This window comes from Streptomyces atratus, from assembly GCF_900119365.1.
Taxonomy (GTDB): domain Bacteria; phylum Actinomycetota; class Actinomycetes; order Streptomycetales; family Streptomycetaceae; genus Streptomyces; species Streptomyces atratus_B.
In genome coordinates, this window is the sequence record NZ_FPJO01000002.1 from 511,457 (window position 1) to 527,285 (window position 15,829).

A 15,829-nucleotide genomic window follows, 5' to 3' on the forward strand; every position below is an offset into this window, starting at 1 on the left:
ACAAACGACCCGAGATCTCGTCACTCTGACGAAATAGGGGTAGCATCCGGGACATGAACTCTGCGGACCTTGGGCGACGGGTCGGTGTGCCGTCGACCGCGCTCTTCACCGACCAGTACGAGCTCACGATGGTGCAGGCCGCGCTGAAGGCCGGCACGGCCGACCGGCGCTCGGTCTTCGAGGCCTTCACGCGCCGGCTGCCCGAGGGGCGGCGCTACGGCGTCGTCGCGGGCATCGGACGGGTACTGGACGCGGTGGAGAACTTCCACTTCGACGACGAGATGCTCACTTTCCTGCGCGAACAGAACGTCGTGGACGGGCCCACGCTCGCCTGGCTGGCCGACTACCGCTTCAGCGGTGACATCTGGGGCTACCCGGAGGGCGAGGTGTACTTCCCCGGCTCGCCGATCCTGCGGGTCGAGGGCTCCTTCGCCGAGTGCGTGCTGCTGGAGACGGTGATCCTGTCGATCCTCAACCACGACTCGGCGATCGCCGCCGCGGCGTCGCGGATGTCCGCCGCGGCCGGTGGGCGTGGCCTGATCGAGATGGGTGCACGACGCACCCATGAACTGTCGGCGGTGGCGTCGGCGCGCGCCGCGTACATAGGCGGCTTCAACACCACGTCCGACCTGGCGGCGGGCTTCCGCTACAACATCCCGACCGTCGGGACGAGCGCCCACGCCTTCACGCTGCTCCACGACACCGAGCGCGACGCGTTCCGGGCCCAGGTCGACTCGCTGGGCCGGGGCACGACGCTGCTGGTCGACACGTACGACGTCGCCGAGGCGGTCCGCACGGCGGTCGAGGTCGCCGGGACCGGGCTGGGCGCGGTGCGGATCGACTCCGGCGACCTGCTCCTGGTCGCGCACCGGGTGCGGCAGCAGCTGGACGAGCTGGGCGCCACGGAGACGAAGATCGTGGTGACGTCGGACCTGGACGAGTACGCCATCGCCTCGCTGGCCGCGGCGCCGGTCGACGCGTACGGGGTGGGCACGCAGCTGGTGACCGGCAGCGGGCAGCCCACCTGCTCGATGGTCTACAAGCTCGTCGCCCGTGCCGGGTCCGCCGATCCGGCGGAGCCGCTGCGTCCGGTGGCCAAGAAGTCGCTCGGCGCGAAGTCGTCGGTGGGCGGTCGCAAGTGGGCCGCGCGCCGGCTGGACGAGAACGGGGTGGCCGAGGCCGAGGTGGTCGGCACCGGCGCCGTTCCGCCGGAGCTGGCCGACCGGCAGCTGCTGGTCGAGCTGGTCAGGGGCGGCGAGGTGATCGCCCGCGAGCCGCTGGACGCGGCGCGTGAGCGGCACATCGCGGCACGGGCGGGGCTGCCGATGTCGGCGGTGCAGCTGTCGCGCGGGGAGCCGGTGATTCCCACGGAGCACGTGTGACCGGGGAGCACGGTGGCGGGCGGGCGCGCTCGCTCACCACCGTGCTCCCCGGGCGCCGCAAGGCTCCGTTCCGTCCCCTCCCTATCCGGGGCCGGAGTCTCTGAGGGCTGTCCCGTAATCCCTGGTGGATCAGCGTGCGGCGTCAGACGCGGTGCATCGCAAGGCGGAGGGACGCCCGAATACTGGATGTACTCGGGCGTTCCGACAACGCGGCGAGGTGCCGTGGCTGTCGTCGCGCGCCCGCCAGGGATTACGGGACAGCCCTTAGGCTCGAAAGACACCCCCCACGACCGCCGACCGTCCCCCACCGAAGGACACCCGCCATGCACCGCGCGTTGATCGTCGTCGACGTTCAGAACGACTTCTGCGAGGGCGGCAGCCTCGCCGTGGCGGGGGGCGCCGATGTCGCCGCCGCCATCACCGATCTGATCGGGGCGGCCCAGGCCGGGTACCACCACGTGGTGGCCACCCGTGACCACCACATCGACCCGGGCAGCCACTTCTCCGCCGAGCCGGACTTCGAGGACTCCTGGCCGGCGCACTGCGTGGCCGGCACCGAGGGCGTGGGCTTCCACCCGAATTTCGCCCCCGCGGTCGCCTCGGGGGCGATCGACGCGGTGTTCGACAAGGGCGCCTACGCCGCGGCGTACAGCGGCTTCGAGGGCCTGGACGAGAACGGCGTGGGGCTGGCCGACTGGCTGCGGGACCACCGGATCGCCGAGGTCGACGTGGTCGGCATCGCGACCGACCACTGCGTGCGGGCGACGGCGCTGGACGCGGTCCGGGCGGGCTTCACGACGCATGTGCTGCTCGACCTGACCGCCGGGGTCGCCGAGGCGACCACGGAGCGGGCCCTGGAGGAGCTCCGCAGGGCGGGCGTGAAGCTGTCCGGCAAGCCGGTGGTGTAGAAGCGCGCCACGGCCCCCTGCGGTCCGCGCAGGCCCCGGGCGGGCCTCAGGCCGGACGTCGTACGGGGACGGCGGGGCGGAGCAGGGCCCGGATCGGGTGCCAGAGCTCCTGCGCCTGCTGCGGTCTCGCCCGCCACAGCAGCCCGTCGGGGTGGTGCAGCACGGCGGTGATCTCGTCGGGTGTGGGCGGCTCGGCGTTGCCGCGGAGGTAGACGGCGCGCAGGCCCGCGTTGCGCAGCCGGGTCAGGGCGCGGGCCCGGTTGGCCGCGTGCACCAGAACCCGGACCGGGGTGCCGGGACCCGCTCCGTCCGTCGGGCTGGGCAGGGTGATCGCCACCACCACACTGCCGTTCGGCAACTTGCAGAATCCTCCGCCTGCCATGCTCCGCGCTCCCCCGTGAGGCGTCGTGTCAATAAGCTTCTGAACAAGACGCACCTAAACACGATCGGCCGCCGCCCGCTAGAGGGCGACGGCCGATCATGCTTTGACCTGCGATTATGCAGAACTACTTGTGCGAAGGACCGACCTTGACGGTGATCGTCTGGCCGCTGCGCGGCTCCTTGACGATCGAGATCCGGGTGTTCGTGTCAGGGACCTGAACACTTCCGGTCGGGTTCTCCTCGTACCAGTACGTGCCCTTGTGGTCGTCGAAGACCGGGATGCCGCGCTGCGACTTGACCCGGACCGGTACGTCCGCGTCGTGCAGCGTGAAGGCGTCGGTCGCGTACCAGCTGAAGGGAGCGTCGAACGGCTGGATCTTGTTGCGCATGATCGTGCCGTTGGCCCACTTCAGGGGCTTGGCGTGCGCGTCGACCGGCAGGATCAGACCGTGGCCCGGGTGCTGCGACACGTTGTTGTCCTTCTGGGACTTGTCCCAGAGCCAGACGAGCAGACCGTTCTGGTACGGGTAGTGCTCGACCCAGTCCGGACGGGTCTTGGAGAAGCCGAAGTTGTACGGGCCGACCTCAAGGGTCTTGTCGTAGCTGACGTACTGGCGGTTCTCCGCGATGTAGTACTGCGGGTAGTCCTTGGTGAACGACTCGCCGACGCGGGAGAAGCCCTTGGCGGTCCAGCCGTTGTCGTCGCCCTCGGCGTTGTCCGCGAAGAGCGCGGCACCGTCGGCGGTCACCGAGATGGTGTCGGCCGCGAAGCCGATGCCGCCCGCGCCGCCGTCGGTGGCGTAGCGGAAGCGGATGTCGATCTTCTTGCCCGCGTAGGCGTCCAGCGGGAAGGAGAGCTTCTGGTACGCGCCGGAGACATCGGTCAGGGCCGGCTTGTCACTGGCGTCGCGCGGGATCGCCTTGCCGTCGGCCGTGCCGTCGATCGCGGTCCAGCTGGTGCCGCCGTTGTCCGACACCTCGGTGTAGAGGTAGTCGTAGTCCTTCTCGATGTCCCACCAGCCCGAAAGGTCCAGGGAGGCCTTGGACTTGCCGGTGAGGTCGACCGAGCGGGTCAGGGTGTTGCTGAGGTTGTCGCCCATGTCGCTCCACCACTGCTTGGAGCCCTCCGCCGGCTTGGTGACGGCGGTGGTGACGGGCTTCTCGGGCAGCGTGACGACGAGCGCCTGCTTGTTCTTGGTGTTGTACTCGGAGACACCCAGCTTGTGGGTGGACTTCGTCGAGGCCTTGGCCTCGGCGTAGTCGAGCCAGCCCAGCTGGAGCTTGTCCCAGGCGGTCATGTCGCCGGGCAGGTCACCGATCGAGTCCTTGCCGGTGCCGAGCCAGGAACCGGCCGACATCAGGGACCAGAAACCGACCGAGTTCTCGGCGGTGTTGGTGGTGTCGTACAGGTCCGGCAGCCCCAGGTCGTGGCCGTACTCGTGGGCGAAGACACCCAGGCCGCCGTTCTCGGGCTGCGCGGTGTAGTCGCCGACCCAGATGCCGGTGTCACCGATCTCGGTGCCGCCGGCCTTGTTGTCGGCCGGGCCGGTCGCGCCGGCGTTGGTGCCGTAGGCGTACCAACGGTGGGCCCAGATGGCGTTCTTGCCCTCGACGCCGCCACCCGCGGACTCGTCCTCACCGGCGTGGACGATCTGGAAGTGGTCGATGTAGCCGTCGGGCTCGTTGAAGTTGCCGTCGCCGTCGAAGTCGTAACGGTCCCACTGGTCGTACTTGGCGAGATCCGTCTTGATCTGCTCGGGCGTACGGCCCTGGGCCTTCTGGTCGGCGGCCCAGGCGTTCACGCCGTCCCGGATCATGTCCCAGGCGTTGGCGCAGTTGGTCGAGCCGCAGTAGTTGGAGCCGTAACGGGCCTCGTTGTACGGCACCTTGACCCAGTCGGAGACCTCGCCGTCGACCGAGTAGCGCCCGGAGGACGTCTTCTCGTAGTACGTCTTCAGCGAGTCCTTGCCGGCGCCCTCACCGAAGTAGAGGTCCTGGAAGTGCGCCTGGTTGTAATCGGCCTGCCAGGCGGTGCTGTTGTCCTTCTTGGGGTCCGGCTTGGCTATCTTGTTGTGCAGCGGGCCGGGCGTGCCCCCGTACTTCGGAACGGCCGGCTTCGGGCCGTCGCCGTCCGGGTCGAACATGGTGGTGTTGTCGACCTGGTCGCCGAACTCCACCAGGACCGTGAAGATCTTGTCGGTCTTCTCGCGGCCGAGCTCGACGTACTTCTTGTCGTCGAGCTTGACGACCTGGGAGCCGCCACGCTTCGAGATCTTCTTGTCGCCCGATATGACCTGCTCCAGGGCGGCCTGACGCTGCGCGTCCTGCTGCTCGGTGAACGGGCCCTTCAGATCGTGCTCATTACCCTTCGCCGACCCCGGGTCACGGCGGTCGACGGTGGCGCTCTTGGCCCCCGATGTCGTGTCATCTGCCTGGGCCGTGGCAAAAGCTGACGCCGTGGCGGCAGTGGCGGCCATGGCCACGACAACCGCTGCGGCGCGAAGCGCCCGTCTGTTTGTGGTCACTTGATGCAGTCCTCCCCGGCACTCGCCGCTGCGGCCAGGAGTGGTGTGGGGCCGCGCGCGAATACGCGTCACAAGTGACGACATTCGACCGGAGTTACGCGAGAAAAGACAGATCTTGACTTGAACAGGCCAAGTGCACTATGCAGGAGAACGCTTCCGTTATCCGGACGTTCATCAAGCGGGCAACCGGCGCGTCATGCGCCGCGGTTGGCGTACGGAATGACTCCGTGCGCCCCCTGTGCACCGGTACCGTGGGTTAGGTCACGCTTACCGGTGGCCCCTCTCGGGCATCCACCGTCGTAGAGTCGATTGACAGTGCGACCGTGTTGAGAGACTGCCCCTCCGATGCCCCGAGGACGGATACCGCCATGCCGCATCCCACTGCCGCACAGCTCTCGTACGGTTCGGTCACCGTCGTCTTCTCGACCCTCGCGATGCTGCTGCTCTCCCGTACGGAATCGGGCATCGCAATCGCCGTCATCGGAACCGCGGCGCTCGCGCTCGGTCTGCTGGTGGCCGTGACCGTACCCCAGCCGTCACACGCGAAAGCTGCGAAGCGGGCAAGGGCCCGCTCCGCGGTCCGGGTGAACCAGGACGCGGTCTCCGCGGCCGTCGAGGCCGAGGGTCTCGCCCGCGACGGGGCCCAGGCCCCGGTCCCCGCCCCCCGCGAGGCCGCGCGGCGCACCGCGACTCCCGCGGACGAGCGCGTGGGCCAGCACTCGCTGCGCCCCTAGCCGGTCCGGCCGGTCCGGCTCGGCCGTCCGGCTCAGTTGGTCTGTACGACCACCGTCTTCGCCGCCTTGTCGTGCAGGCCCTGCCGGTACGGCTTGTCCGTGAACATGAGCACGATGTTGATCAGCCACCACAGGCACGGGCAGCACAGCAGCGCCGGCAGCCACAGCACCACGGCCCGCAGGAACGCCGCGCCGGTATCCGGCACCCGGCCGTCGTTGAGCATCGCGACCCGCAGCTTCAGCAACCGCTTGCCGAGGGTCCGGCCGTCCTTGTGCGTGAAATAGGTGTCGTACGCGACGTAGGCGACCAGGCCGATCAGCGACCACACCAGCTGGTGCCCGCTGTACGTCTGGCTGAAGACATCGCTGACGCCGTTGCTGTCGCCGTTGTTCTCCGTCACCTCGACCACGCCGCCCCACGGCAGCGAGATCAGATAGAGCGGGATCGAGATGATCAGGAAGTCGATCAGCCGGGCCAGGATGCGCTTGCCCGGCTCCCCGAGCGGCGGCATGCCGGCCAGCGGATCCGCACCGCCGTACGGTCCGCCGCCGTAGGGCCCCGGATCGTACGGTGGCGGGGGCGGAGCACTGTCGTACGGCGAACCCGATGACGGCGGCGGCTCGTGCGGCTTCTTGAGGAACGGGTCGTCCTCGGGCGGCTGACCGGACGTCGGCTGATCGTTGCTCATGGGGGCAGTGCACCCCGGCCCGGGGGTGCCCGCAACGGCTCAGGTGCGTTCGGGGGAAAGGGCGCCGCTGACCGACTCTCACCCGATGGGCCGTCAGCCGGACGGGTGCGCTCAGCTCGCCACGAAGGTGTGTGCCACCTTGTCGTGCCAGCACTGGCGCCACGGCCGGTCGATCAGGCACCACAGCACGTTGACCACGCCGATCACGAGGACGCCGAGCACGCCGTAGACCAGCCACCGGCGCAGCGCGGCGCCGAAGGACGGGGCGTCGTGGGACTCGATGTCCCGTACTTCGAGTCCGCAGACCTTCTTGCCGAGCGTGCGCCCCCACTTGGCCGTCGGCAGCGCCTCCAGCAGGACGCCGAGCACGAGGAACGCGCCGAGCACCCCACCGAACAGACCGGCCGTGGTGGAGTCCACCAGCCAGACGGTGACCGTCTCTCCGGACAGCTTCGCCGCGTTGATCTTCTCGTCGATGTGGTCCAGTGCCTGCGAGACGAGCGGGAAGCCGATGGCGCCGACGAGCGCCATCAGTACGACGGTGTCGATCAGCCGGGCGGCGAACCGCTTGCCGAGTCCGGCGGGCCTGGCCGCCGCCTGGGCCTGCGCGAGCTGCTGGAAGGGGTCGTCGACCGGCGGCTTCCAGGGCACGACGGGCTGATCCGGCTGAGCACCCTGCGCACCGAGCTGCGGCTGCGGCTGCGGCTGGTGGGGTTGCTGGGGCTGGGGATGGAGTCGGTGCTGCTGGGGCTGTTGCTGGTGCTGCTGGGCCGGGAGCTGGGGCTGTTGCTGCTGGGCTGGGAGCTGTGCCCAGGGGGCGGGGTTCTGTACGGGGGCCGGGGCCGGGGCCGGGGCCAGGGCGGGGTTCTGCGCCGGGGCGGGGGTCCGGTTCTGTGCGGGGGCCTGGGCGGGGTTCTGGGCGCCCGTACCGGGGGCGATCGCGCGGATCGCCATCGTCCCCTCCGAGGCCGCCGGTTCCGGCGTCCGGTGAGCGGGCGGGCCGCCTCCCCGGCCCACGGCCCGGATCGTGACCGTCCCGTCGGCGGGCGGCCGCCCCGCGTCGCCCGTGCCGTCGCCCGTTCCGCCGCTGCCGCTGCCGGGACGGCCCTGGCGGCCGACCCGGATCGCCACAGTGTTCTCGGGGGGAGCTGCCGCGGGCTGTCGCGGGTCCGCCGGAGCCCGGTCGGCGGGGGCACCGTCGGCAGGAGCGCGGTCGGCGGGCGTACGCGGATCGGGGCCGGGCTCCGTACGCGACGGCCGATCCTGATCGCCCTGGCCGCTCTGCCCGCCCTGGCCGCTCTGCCCGCTCCGGCCGCCCTGGTCATCGGGCTGGCCGCTGCCGCCCCAGGAGACCCGGCGGTCGCGTTCCCCGCCGAATCCGGTCTGCCGGGAGGCGTCGGCCTGCCAGGCGGTGGCCGGTTCGGGGCGGTTGCCCGCGGACGGCTCCTCGTCCAGGAAAACCGGACCGGTCTCGTCCACCGGTGCCGGGACAGCGGGCTGCGACGGCGACTGCACCGGCGGCCGCGGCTCCGGCTGCGGCTCGGCCGCCGGTGCGGAGGGCGCTGCTCCGGAAGGCGCCGCAGGGATCGACTCGCCCTGCTGAGGGGCGGGGCGGCTCGTGCCTGGCACCCACGAAGCACCGTTCCAGTACCGGACATATCCGGGAATGGACGGGTCGGGGTAGTACCCCTCGTGGGGGCTTTCGTCACCGGGTGCCGGGGTTGGGGCGCTCATCACCGTGGTCCCGTATCTCTTCGAGGCCTGAATACAACGGGTCCACATCTACCAGACGCCCGCGTACCCCTGGGCCACTCCAGGGGTTTGGGCCGGTTTCCCGTCGCCCGGAAAATTCTTTCGGAAGTCGCGTAATAGATGGCGGGGAGGGCGCTCTCTCCTTGTGCGGGCCGGTCATGGGACCGGTCCACAGGCACCGGAAGGACGCACTCATGCACACCGTCGTGGAACGCGAGCTGGAACTCAGGCTGGTCCTGTCGCCCGAGCGCAGCATCCCCGTACCCGCCCGTCTGACGTACCGCACGGAGGACCCGTACGCCGTGCACGTCGCCTTTCACATCGGCTCCGACTTCCCGGTCCGCTGGATGTTCGCCCGCGATCTGCTGGTCGAAGGGGTGTTCCGGCCGTGTGGTCACGGGGACGTCCGGATCTGGCCGACCAAGGTCGATCAGCGCAACGTCATCTTCGTCGCGCTGAGCTCGCCCGACGGGAACGCGCTCCTGGAGGTGCCGTCCGCCGCGGTGGCCGCCTGGGTGGAGCGGACGCTGCGGGTGGTCCCGCCCGGCACGGAGGCCGAGCTGCTCGGGATCGACGAGGGCCTCGCCGAGCTGCTCGCGCCGCTGCCGGCCGACGACCTGTGGATGCGCGACCCGTGGCCGTCGGACGAGTCGCAGGACGGCGAGGCATGAGCGGGCACCGCTCCGCCCGGCCGTCGCGCCCGCCGTCAGAACACCTTGCCGGGGTTGAGGAGCCCCAGCGGGTCGAACGCCTGCTTGATGCCCCGGTGCAGTTCGACGCTCACCTCGCCGAGCTCGCGCGCGAGCCATTCCTTCTTCAGTACGCCCACGCCGTGTTCACCGGTGATCGTGCCGCCGAGCTCCAGGCCGAGCGCCATGATCTCGTCGAAGGATTCGCGGGCCCGCCGGGACTCGTCGGCGTCGGTGTGGTCGAAGCAGACGACGGGGTGGGTGTTGCCGTCGCCCGCGTGCGCGCAGACGCCGATGGTGAGGCCGTACTTCTCGGCGACGGCCGCGGTGCCCTCCAGCATGGCGCCGAGCTTCGAGCGGGGTACGCAGACGTCGTCGATCATCGTGGCCGACTTGACGGTCTCCAGTGCGGTGAGCGACATCCGCCGGGCCTGGAGCAGCATTTCGGACTCGGCGGCGTCCTCCGCGGGGACCACGTCGGTGGCACCGGCCGCGGTGCACAGCTCGGCGACGGCGGCCAGGTCGGCCGACGGGTCCGGGGTGTCGAAGGCGGCGAGCAGGAGCGCCTCGGTGGTGTCGGGGAGGCCCATGTTGGCCATCTTGTTGACGGCCTGGACCGTTGTACGGTCCATCAGTTCGAGGAGTGACGGAGTGTGACCACGCTCCATGATCCGGCAGATCGCGTCGCAGGCGGTCGCCGCGCTCGGGAACTCCGCGGCCAGGACCAGCTGCTGCGGCGGCTGCGGCTTCAGCGCGAGCACGGCCTTGACGACGATGCCGAGGCTGCCCTCCGAGCCGACGAAGAGCCGGGTGAGGTCGTATCCGGCGACGCCCTTCGCGGTGCGGCGGCCGGTGCTGAGCAGGCGCCCGTCGGCGAGGACGACCTCCAGGCCGAGTACGTATTCGGCGGTGACCCCGTACTTCACGCAGCACAGACCGCCGGACGCGGTGCCGATGTTGCCGCCGATGGTGCACATCTCCCAGCTGGAGGGGTCCGGCGGGTAATAGAGACCGTGCTCGTTGACCGCCCGGGACAGCACCGCGTTGACGACGCCGGGTTCGACGACGGCGATCCGGTCGACCGGGCTGATCTCCAGGATCCGGTCCATCTTCACCAGGGACAGCACGATGCAGCCGTCGGAGGCGTTGGCCGCGCCCGACAGGCCGGTACGGGCTCCCTGCGGGACGACCGGCACGCGCAGCGCGGTGGCGGTGCGCATGACGTGCTGGACCTGCTCGACCGTGCGCGGGAGCACGACGACGGCGGGCGTGCCCGCGTCGCAGAAGCTCGCCATGTCGTGGGCGTACGAGGCGGTGACGTCGGGATCCGTGACCAATGCCTCGGCGGGCAGACCCGCACGCAGTTGTCCGAGAAGACCGTTCATGATCCAAGCGTGACACCCGGGCCCATTGGTGTGAACCCGTCTGCCGCGGCCTTCACAAGGCGCGGTGTGCTCTTATTACTGACGCAGAGTGATCGGCATGGATGTCATGCCGCAGCAGCCTCCGCAGTCCCACGATCCGAGCCGCCGCCCTCCCCTTGACGCCTCCGACTTCTCCGGCGCCTCCGCGCTGTCCGCGCTCCGTGACCCGGCGTCGGAGGACGGGGTCCCGCCCCTCTCGCTGCGTACGACGCTGCGCCGGGCGGCCCTGGGCGTGGTGGCGGGTGCGGTGCTGGTGACGGGTGCGGTGGTGGCCGTGCCGGACGACGGGAAGAAGGCCGCGCCGCCGCCCGTACCCGGTCCGGTCTCGCGTGCGCTGACGGCGACGGCGGCCGGCTCCCCGGCCTCGCTCTCCGATCTGACGGCGCTGATCGGGGACCGGCAGCAGTGGGTGGGCACCCATCCGTCCGACGCCCGGTCCTGGGCGGTGCTCGGTACGGCCTACGTGGAGTGGGCGCGGCGTTCCGCGGACGCGGCGTACTACGGACGGGCCGAGCAGGCCCTGAAGCGCTCGCTGGAGGTGCGGCCGGGTGCGAACGGGAACACGGCGGCCTGGGTGGGGCTCGCGGCGCTGGCCAATGCCCGGCACGACTTCGGCACGGCGAAGAAGTGGGGCGAGACGGTACGGGCGCGGCAGCCCAAGCAGTGGACCGTCTATCCGGCGCTGATCGAGGCGTACGCCGGTCTCGGGGACCGCGAGTCCGTGAAGACGGCGGTGGAGCGGTTCACGGCGCTGCGTGCGGGGGTTCCGGCGCTCGTGCAGACGGCCAGGATGTATCTGGACCGCGGCTGGCGCGAGGACGCGCTGGCCAACGCGCAGGACGCGGCGGACCGGGCGGCCACCCCCGCGCAGAAGGCGGAGTGCCTGGCCCTGCTGGGCGAGCTGGCCTGGGAGCGGGGCGAGCCGGAGGAGGCGGTCGCGCAGTACGGCGCGGCGCTGCGGGCCGACCGGGCGCACCATCCGTCGCTCGCGGGCCGGGCCAGGGCGCTGGTGGCGCTCGGCCGCACGGACGAGGCGCTGCGCGACTACCGGGCGGCGCTGGCGCAGCTCCCCCGGCCCGAATACATGCTGGCGCTGGGCGAGTTGTACGAGTCGCTGGGGCAGGAGGAAGAAGCCCGCGGCCAGTACGCCGGGCTCCGCGAGGCGCTCGACCGGGACGATGCCCAGGGCGTGGACAACGCGCTCCTGCGCGGCCGTTTCGAGACCGATCACGGGGATCCGGACGCGGCGGTCGACCTGCTGGACGCCGAATGGGCGCGCCGCCACCGCAGCGCGGCGGTGGCGGACGCACTGGGCTGGGCCCTGTACCGCTCGGGCGACCCGTCCGCCGCGCTGGAGTACGCGGCCCGCGCGGTGGAGACGGGTGGGCAGAACGCCTCGTACGCGTACCACCTGGGCGTGATCCAGAAGGCCTTGCGGGACTACGGTCCGGCGCGCCGCAATCTGGAGGAGGCCCTGCGCTCCAACCCGCGGTTCTCGCCGCTGGACGGTCCGGCCGCCCAGGAGGCCCTGGACGGCTGACACCTCCCCCACCGGACATGGGCCCGCCCCGAAGCCCGAGCCGCAGCGGCCCGTGACAACGCCACAGGCCCCGGGCGGCCGCTGAGGAGCCCGGAGCCTGTGGTGCGCCGACCCGGGGGTCAGAGGTTGCCGCGCTTCTCCTGCTCGCGCTCGATCGCCTCGAACAGGGCCTTGAAGTTGCCCTTGCCGAAGCCCATCGAGCCATGGCGCTCGATCATCTCGAAGAAGACGGTCGGGCGGTCCTGGACCGGCTTGGTGAAGATCTGCAGCAGGTAGCCGTCCTCGTCGCGGTCGACGAGGATCTTCAGCTCGCGCAGGGTCTCCACGGGCACGCGGGTCTCGCCCGCCCACTCGCCGAGGGTGTCGTAGTACGAGTCGGGCGTGTCCAGGAACTGGACGCCTGCCGCCCGCATCGCCCGTACCGAGGCGACGATGTCGTTCGTGGCGAGCGCGATGTGCTGGACGCCGGCGCCGCCGTAGAACTCCAGGTACTCGTCGATCTGGGACTTCTTCTTGGCGATCGCCGGTTCGTTGATCGGGAACTTGACCTTGAGGGTGCCGTCGGCGACGACCTTCGACATGAGCGCGGAGTACTCGGTGGCGATGTCGTCGCCCACGAACTCCTTCATGTTGGTGAAGCCCATGACCTTGTTGTAGAAGCCGACCCACTCGTTCATCCGGCCGAGCTCCACGTTGCCGACGCAGTGGTCGACGGCCTGGAAGGTCCGCTTGGCCGGGGGCTCGACGATCGGGTCGGCCGCGGCGTAGCCGGGGAGGTAGGGGCCGTCGTAGCCGGAGCGCTCGACGAGGGTGTGCCGGGTCTTGCCGTAGGTGGCGATCGCGGCGAGCACGACGGTGCCGTGCTCGTCCTTGACCTCGTGCGGCTCGTCGAGGCCGAGGGCGCCGTGCTCGACCGCGTACGCGTAGGCCGCGCGGGCGTCCGGGACCTCGATGGCCAGGTCGACGACGCCGTCGCCGTGCTCGGCCACATGGGCGGCGAGGAAGCGGCCGTGGTCGGTGGCGGCCTTGATGACGGAGGTGAAGACGAAACGCGCCGATCCGTTGGTCAGTACGTAACTCGCCGTCTCGCGGCTGCCGTTCTCCGGTCCGGAGTAGGCGACCAGCTTCATGCCGAAGGCCGTCGAGTAGTAGTGCGCGGCCTGCTTGGCGTTGCCGACGGCGAAGACGACCGCGTCCATTCCCTTGACCGGGAAGGGGTCGGCCTGCCGGGCTGTTTCGGGGGTGGTGTGCAGAGTCTCAGTCATGCCCGAAGGCTCTCTCTGCTTCGCAAGGTGCGCAATAGTTCGTGAATCTGCTGGTCAATCTGTACAGCGGATCGGGATGATGAACGGGCTATCTGTGCATGATGACCATCACGCCCACCCCTTCGGAGAAGACCATGGCGATCGATCGACTGGACGGGCGGCTCATCGTGCTGCTGGCCCGTGAGCCCCGCATCGGCGTCCTCGAAGCATCGCGCAGGCTCGGCGTGGCCCGGGGCACGGTGCAGGCCCGGCTCGACCGGCTTCAGTCGAATGGAGTCATCCGCGGATTCGGTCCGGCGGTCGATCCGGCGGCGCTCGGCTATCCCGTCACCGCGTTCGCCACGCTGGAGATCAAGCAGGGTCAAGGAGCCGATGTACGGGCCCACTTGGCCGGCGTACCGGAAGTGCTGGAGCTGCACACCACCACCGGGCACGGCGACATGCTCTGCCGTCTCGTCGCGCGTTCCAACGCCGATCTCCAACGGGTGATCGACCGGGTTGTCGGTTTTGATGGCATCGTCCGGGCCTCCACGGCCATCGTCATGGAGAACCCGGTCCCGCTGCGGATCATCCCGCTCGTCGAGCAGGCCGCGGAGGACAACGACTGAGCCGAGGAGTGACGCGTGAGCTTCTGGGAGTACCTGGGCAACCAGCACCAACAGCTGCTCACCGACGCGTACCAGCACGTCAGCGCCGTGTTCCAGTGCATGGTCATCGCCACCGCGCTGGGCATCCTGATCGGGGTCGTCACCTACCGCAGCGGCTGGGCGGGGTCACTGGCCATCACCTCGACGGCGACGATCCTCACCATCCCCTCCCTCGCCGCGATCGGTCTGCTCATCCCGCTCGTCGGCCTCGGCGTCGCGCCCACGGTGATCACCCTGACGCTGTACGGGCTGCTGCCCATCGTCCGCAACTCCATCGTGGGGCTGCGCGGCGTCGATCCGGCGCTGGTCGATGCGGCGAAGGGCATCGGGATGTCGCGGCCCGCCCGGCTGTGCCGGGTGGAACTCCCGCTCGCCTGGCCGCCGATTCTCACCGGCATCCGGGTCTCCACACAGATGCTGATGGGCATCGCCGCCATCGCCGCGTACGCCTCGGGCCCCGGCCTGGGCAACGAGATCTTCCGTGGCATCGCCTCGCTGGGCAGCGCCAACGCGCTCAATCAGGTGCTCGCGGGCACGCTCGGCATCGTCATCCTCGCTCTGCTCTTCGACGCCGCGTACGTACTGCTCGGGCGGCTCACCATTCCAAGGGGGATTCGTGTCTGAGACCGCCACCGGGAGCACGGACGCCGAGAGCGCCGGAACGAAGAGAACCACGTCCGGTGCCACTATCCAGCTGGAGGACCTGACCAAGCACTATCCGGGCAATCCGAGCCCGGCGGTGGACAGCGTCTCGATGGACATCAAGGCCGGCGAGACGGTGATCTTCGTCGGCCCGTCCGGCTGCGGAAAGTCCACCACGCTGAAGATGATCAACCGGCTGATCGAGCCTTCGTCCGGGCGGATCAGGATCAACGACGAGGACGTCACCGACATCGACCCGGTGAAGCTCCGCCGCAAGATCGGATACGCGATCCAGTCGTCCGGGCTCTTCCCGCACATGACGGTCGCCGAGAACATCGCCCTCGTACCGAAGATGGTCGGCTGGTCGAAGTCGAAGGTGAAGGACCGGGTCGAGGAGATGCTCGATCTGGTGGGGCTCGACCCGCGGGAGTTCCACGGGCGCTATCCCCGCGCGCTGTCCGGCGGGCAGCAGCAACGGGTGGGCGTGGCACGGGCGTTGGCGGCCGATCCGCCGGTGCTGCTGATGGACGAACCGTTCGGCGCGGTCGACCCGATCACCCGCGACCACCTCCAGGACGAGCTGATCCGGCTCCAGCACGAACTGCACAAGACGATCGTCTTCGTCACCCACGACTTCGACGAGGCGATCAAGCTGGGTGACCGGATCGCCGTGCTGCGGGAGCGTTCGCACATCGCGCAGTTCGACACCCCGGAGGCGATCCTCACCAATCCGACGGACGACTTCGTCTCGGGCTTCGTCGGGGCCGGCGCGGCGCTGAAGCGGCTCAACCTCACCCGCGTACGGGATGTGGAGATGGCCGCGTTCCCGACGGTGACGGTCGACGACCCGCTCCAGTCGATCTTCAACAAGCTACGCAGCGGCCCGCACAACGAGCTGCTGATGCTGGACCGCAGGAACCGCCCGTACAAGTGGCTGCGGCGTGGCGACCTGATGCGGGCCCGGGGTTCGCTGGCGCGGGCCGGGCAGCTGGTCCACGACACGGTGACGCGTGACGCGACGCTGCACGACGCGCTGGAGGCGGTGCTGACCGACAGCGGCGGGCGGGCCGCGGTGACCGGGCGGCGCGGCGAGTTCATCGGGGTCGTCGACATGCAGACCCTGATGAACTCCGTCCATGAACTGCTGGAGGCCGACCGGCTCGCCGCCATCGAGCACCAGCACGACCTGGAGGAGATGCGCAGCCAGCAGACCGAAGCGGAGCTGGAGGGCGGTCCGGGCGCATGACTCGC

Annotated in this window: 14 protein-coding genes; 8 read left to right on the top strand and 6 right to left on the bottom strand. The window is 70.2% G+C overall.

Features of this window, described 5'->3' with window-relative positions; genetic code table 11:
• The first annotated feature begins 53 nt into the window (after window positions 1-53).
• Both BT364_RS06495 and BT364_RS06500 read left to right on the top strand, forming a co-directional pair.
• Window positions 54-1,382: a nicotinate phosphoribosyltransferase gene (locus tag BT364_RS06495; RefSeq protein WP_072484111.1), complete on the top strand. Its 1,329-nt coding sequence runs from the start codon at window positions 54-56 to the stop codon at window positions 1,380-1,382.
• Between the two features lie 323 nt (window positions 1,383-1,705).
• Window positions 1,706-2,290 (top strand): isochorismatase family protein, encoded by a 585-nt coding sequence (locus BT364_RS06500; protein ID WP_072484112.1) that lies wholly within the window; start codon window positions 1,706-1,708, stop codon window positions 2,288-2,290.
• A 46-nt stretch (window positions 2,291-2,336) separates the two neighbouring features.
• Here the strand turns inward: BT364_RS06500 and BT364_RS06505 are convergent, their stop codons facing one another.
• Window positions 2,337-2,672, bottom strand: a complete 336-nt coding sequence (locus BT364_RS06505; RefSeq protein ID WP_177328034.1) for a hypothetical protein — start codon at window positions 2,670-2,672, stop codon at window positions 2,337-2,339.
• Between the two features lie 124 nt (window positions 2,673-2,796).
• Window positions 2,797-5,196, bottom strand: a complete 2,400-nt coding sequence (locus BT364_RS06510) for an immune inhibitor A domain-containing protein (protein WP_079179335.1) — start codon at window positions 5,194-5,196, stop codon at window positions 2,797-2,799.
• Window positions 5,197-5,564: 368 nt separating this feature from the next.
• Between BT364_RS06510 and BT364_RS06515 the strand changes: the two genes are divergently transcribed.
• Window positions 5,565-5,930, top strand: a complete 366-nt coding sequence (locus BT364_RS06515) for a hypothetical protein (protein ID WP_072484115.1) — start codon at window positions 5,565-5,567, stop codon at window positions 5,928-5,930.
• Between the two features lie 32 nt (window positions 5,931-5,962).
• Here the strand turns inward: BT364_RS06515 and BT364_RS06520 are convergent, their stop codons facing one another.
• Both BT364_RS06520 and BT364_RS06525 read right to left on the bottom strand, forming a co-directional pair.
• A complete protein-coding gene (locus BT364_RS06520; protein WP_072484116.1) occupies window positions 5,963-6,619 on the bottom strand; it encodes an RDD family protein in 657 nt (218 codons plus the stop codon).
• Window positions 6,620-6,730: 111 nt separating this feature from the next.
• A complete protein-coding gene (locus tag BT364_RS06525) occupies window positions 6,731-8,353 on the bottom strand; it encodes an RDD family protein (protein WP_072484117.1) in 1,623 nt (540 codons plus the stop codon).
• 212 nt (window positions 8,354-8,565) lie between these two features.
• Between BT364_RS06525 and BT364_RS06530 the strand changes: the two genes are divergently transcribed.
• The gene (locus BT364_RS06530; protein ID WP_072484118.1) at window positions 8,566-9,042 is read left to right on the top strand and encodes an SsgA family sporulation/cell division regulator; all 477 of its coding nucleotides are present in this window, start codon (window positions 8,566-8,568) and stop codon (window positions 9,040-9,042) included.
• Between the two features lie 35 nt (window positions 9,043-9,077).
• On the opposite strand, the gene BT364_RS06535 is transcribed toward BT364_RS06530, so the two are convergent.
• Complete coding sequence (locus BT364_RS06535; RefSeq protein ID WP_072484119.1) at window positions 9,078-10,445, bottom strand: FAD-binding oxidoreductase; 1,368 nt, start codon at window positions 10,443-10,445, stop codon at window positions 9,078-9,080.
• Window positions 10,446-10,542: 97 nt separating this feature from the next.
• Here BT364_RS06535 and BT364_RS06540 point away from each other — a divergent pair, with 97 nt between their 5' ends.
• Complete coding sequence (locus BT364_RS06540) at window positions 10,543-12,024, top strand: tetratricopeptide repeat protein (protein ID WP_079179349.1); 1,482 nt, start codon at window positions 10,543-10,545, stop codon at window positions 12,022-12,024.
• Window positions 12,025-12,143: 119 nt separating this feature from the next.
• Here the strand turns inward: BT364_RS06540 and hppD are convergent, their stop codons facing one another.
• Window positions 12,144-13,289: a 4-hydroxyphenylpyruvate dioxygenase gene (gene hppD, locus BT364_RS06545; protein WP_072484120.1), complete on the bottom strand. Its 1,146-nt coding sequence runs from the start codon at window positions 13,287-13,289 to the stop codon at window positions 12,144-12,146.
• A gap of 134 nt (window positions 13,290-13,423) precedes the next feature.
• On the opposite strand from hppD, the gene BT364_RS06550 reads away from it, so the two are divergent.
• The 3 genes from BT364_RS06550 to BT364_RS06560 are packed head-to-tail and all read left to right on the top strand — an operon-like array spanning window position 13,424 to window position 15,824.
• Window positions 13,424-13,897 carry an Lrp/AsnC family transcriptional regulator gene (locus BT364_RS06550; protein WP_072484211.1) on the top strand — a complete coding sequence of 158 codons (474 nt, stop codon included), beginning with the start codon at window positions 13,424-13,426 and terminating at the stop codon, window positions 13,895-13,897.
• Window positions 13,898-13,912: 15 nt separating this feature from the next.
• Window positions 13,913-14,560 carry an ABC transporter permease gene (locus tag BT364_RS06555; protein WP_072484121.1) on the top strand — a complete coding sequence of 216 codons (648 nt, stop codon included), beginning with the start codon at window positions 13,913-13,915 and terminating at the stop codon, window positions 14,558-14,560.
• Window positions 14,553-15,824 carry an ABC transporter ATP-binding protein gene (locus BT364_RS06560; RefSeq protein ID WP_072484122.1) on the top strand — a complete coding sequence of 424 codons (1,272 nt, stop codon included), beginning with the start codon at window positions 14,553-14,555 and terminating at the stop codon, window positions 15,822-15,824. Before BT364_RS06555 ends, BT364_RS06560 begins: the two co-directional genes overlap by 8 nt.
• Window positions 15,825-15,829: the final 5 nt, after the last annotated feature.

Coding starts and splice junctions, on each gene's coding strand:
- BT364_RS06495 (WP_072484111.1), top strand. CDS start 54: ATGAACTCTGCGGACCTTGGGCGACGGGTCGGTGTGCCGTCGACCGCG.
- BT364_RS06500 (WP_072484112.1), top strand. CDS start 1,706: ATGCACCGCGCGTTGATCGTCGTCGACGTTCAGAACGACTTCTGCGAG.
- BT364_RS06505 (WP_177328034.1), bottom strand. CDS start 2,672: ATGGCAGGCGGAGGATTCTGCAAGTTGCCGAACGGCAGTGTGGTGGTG.
- BT364_RS06515 (WP_072484115.1), top strand. CDS start 5,565: ATGCCGCATCCCACTGCCGCACAGCTCTCGTACGGTTCGGTCACCGTC.
- BT364_RS06520 (WP_072484116.1), bottom strand. CDS start 6,619: ATGAGCAACGATCAGCCGACGTCCGGTCAGCCGCCCGAGGACGACCCG.
- BT364_RS06525 (WP_072484117.1), bottom strand. CDS start 8,353: ATGAGCGCCCCAACCCCGGCACCCGGTGACGAAAGCCCCCACGAGGGG.
- BT364_RS06530 (WP_072484118.1), top strand. CDS start 8,566: ATGCACACCGTCGTGGAACGCGAGCTGGAACTCAGGCTGGTCCTGTCG.
- BT364_RS06535 (WP_072484119.1), bottom strand. CDS start 10,445: ATGAACGGTCTTCTCGGACAACTGCGTGCGGGTCTGCCCGCCGAGGCA.
- BT364_RS06540 (WP_079179349.1), top strand. CDS start 10,543: ATGGATGTCATGCCGCAGCAGCCTCCGCAGTCCCACGATCCGAGCCGC.
- hppD (WP_072484120.1), bottom strand. CDS start 13,289: ATGACTGAGACTCTGCACACCACCCCCGAAACAGCCCGGCAGGCCGAC.
- BT364_RS06550 (WP_072484211.1), top strand. CDS start 13,424: ATGGCGATCGATCGACTGGACGGGCGGCTCATCGTGCTGCTGGCCCGT.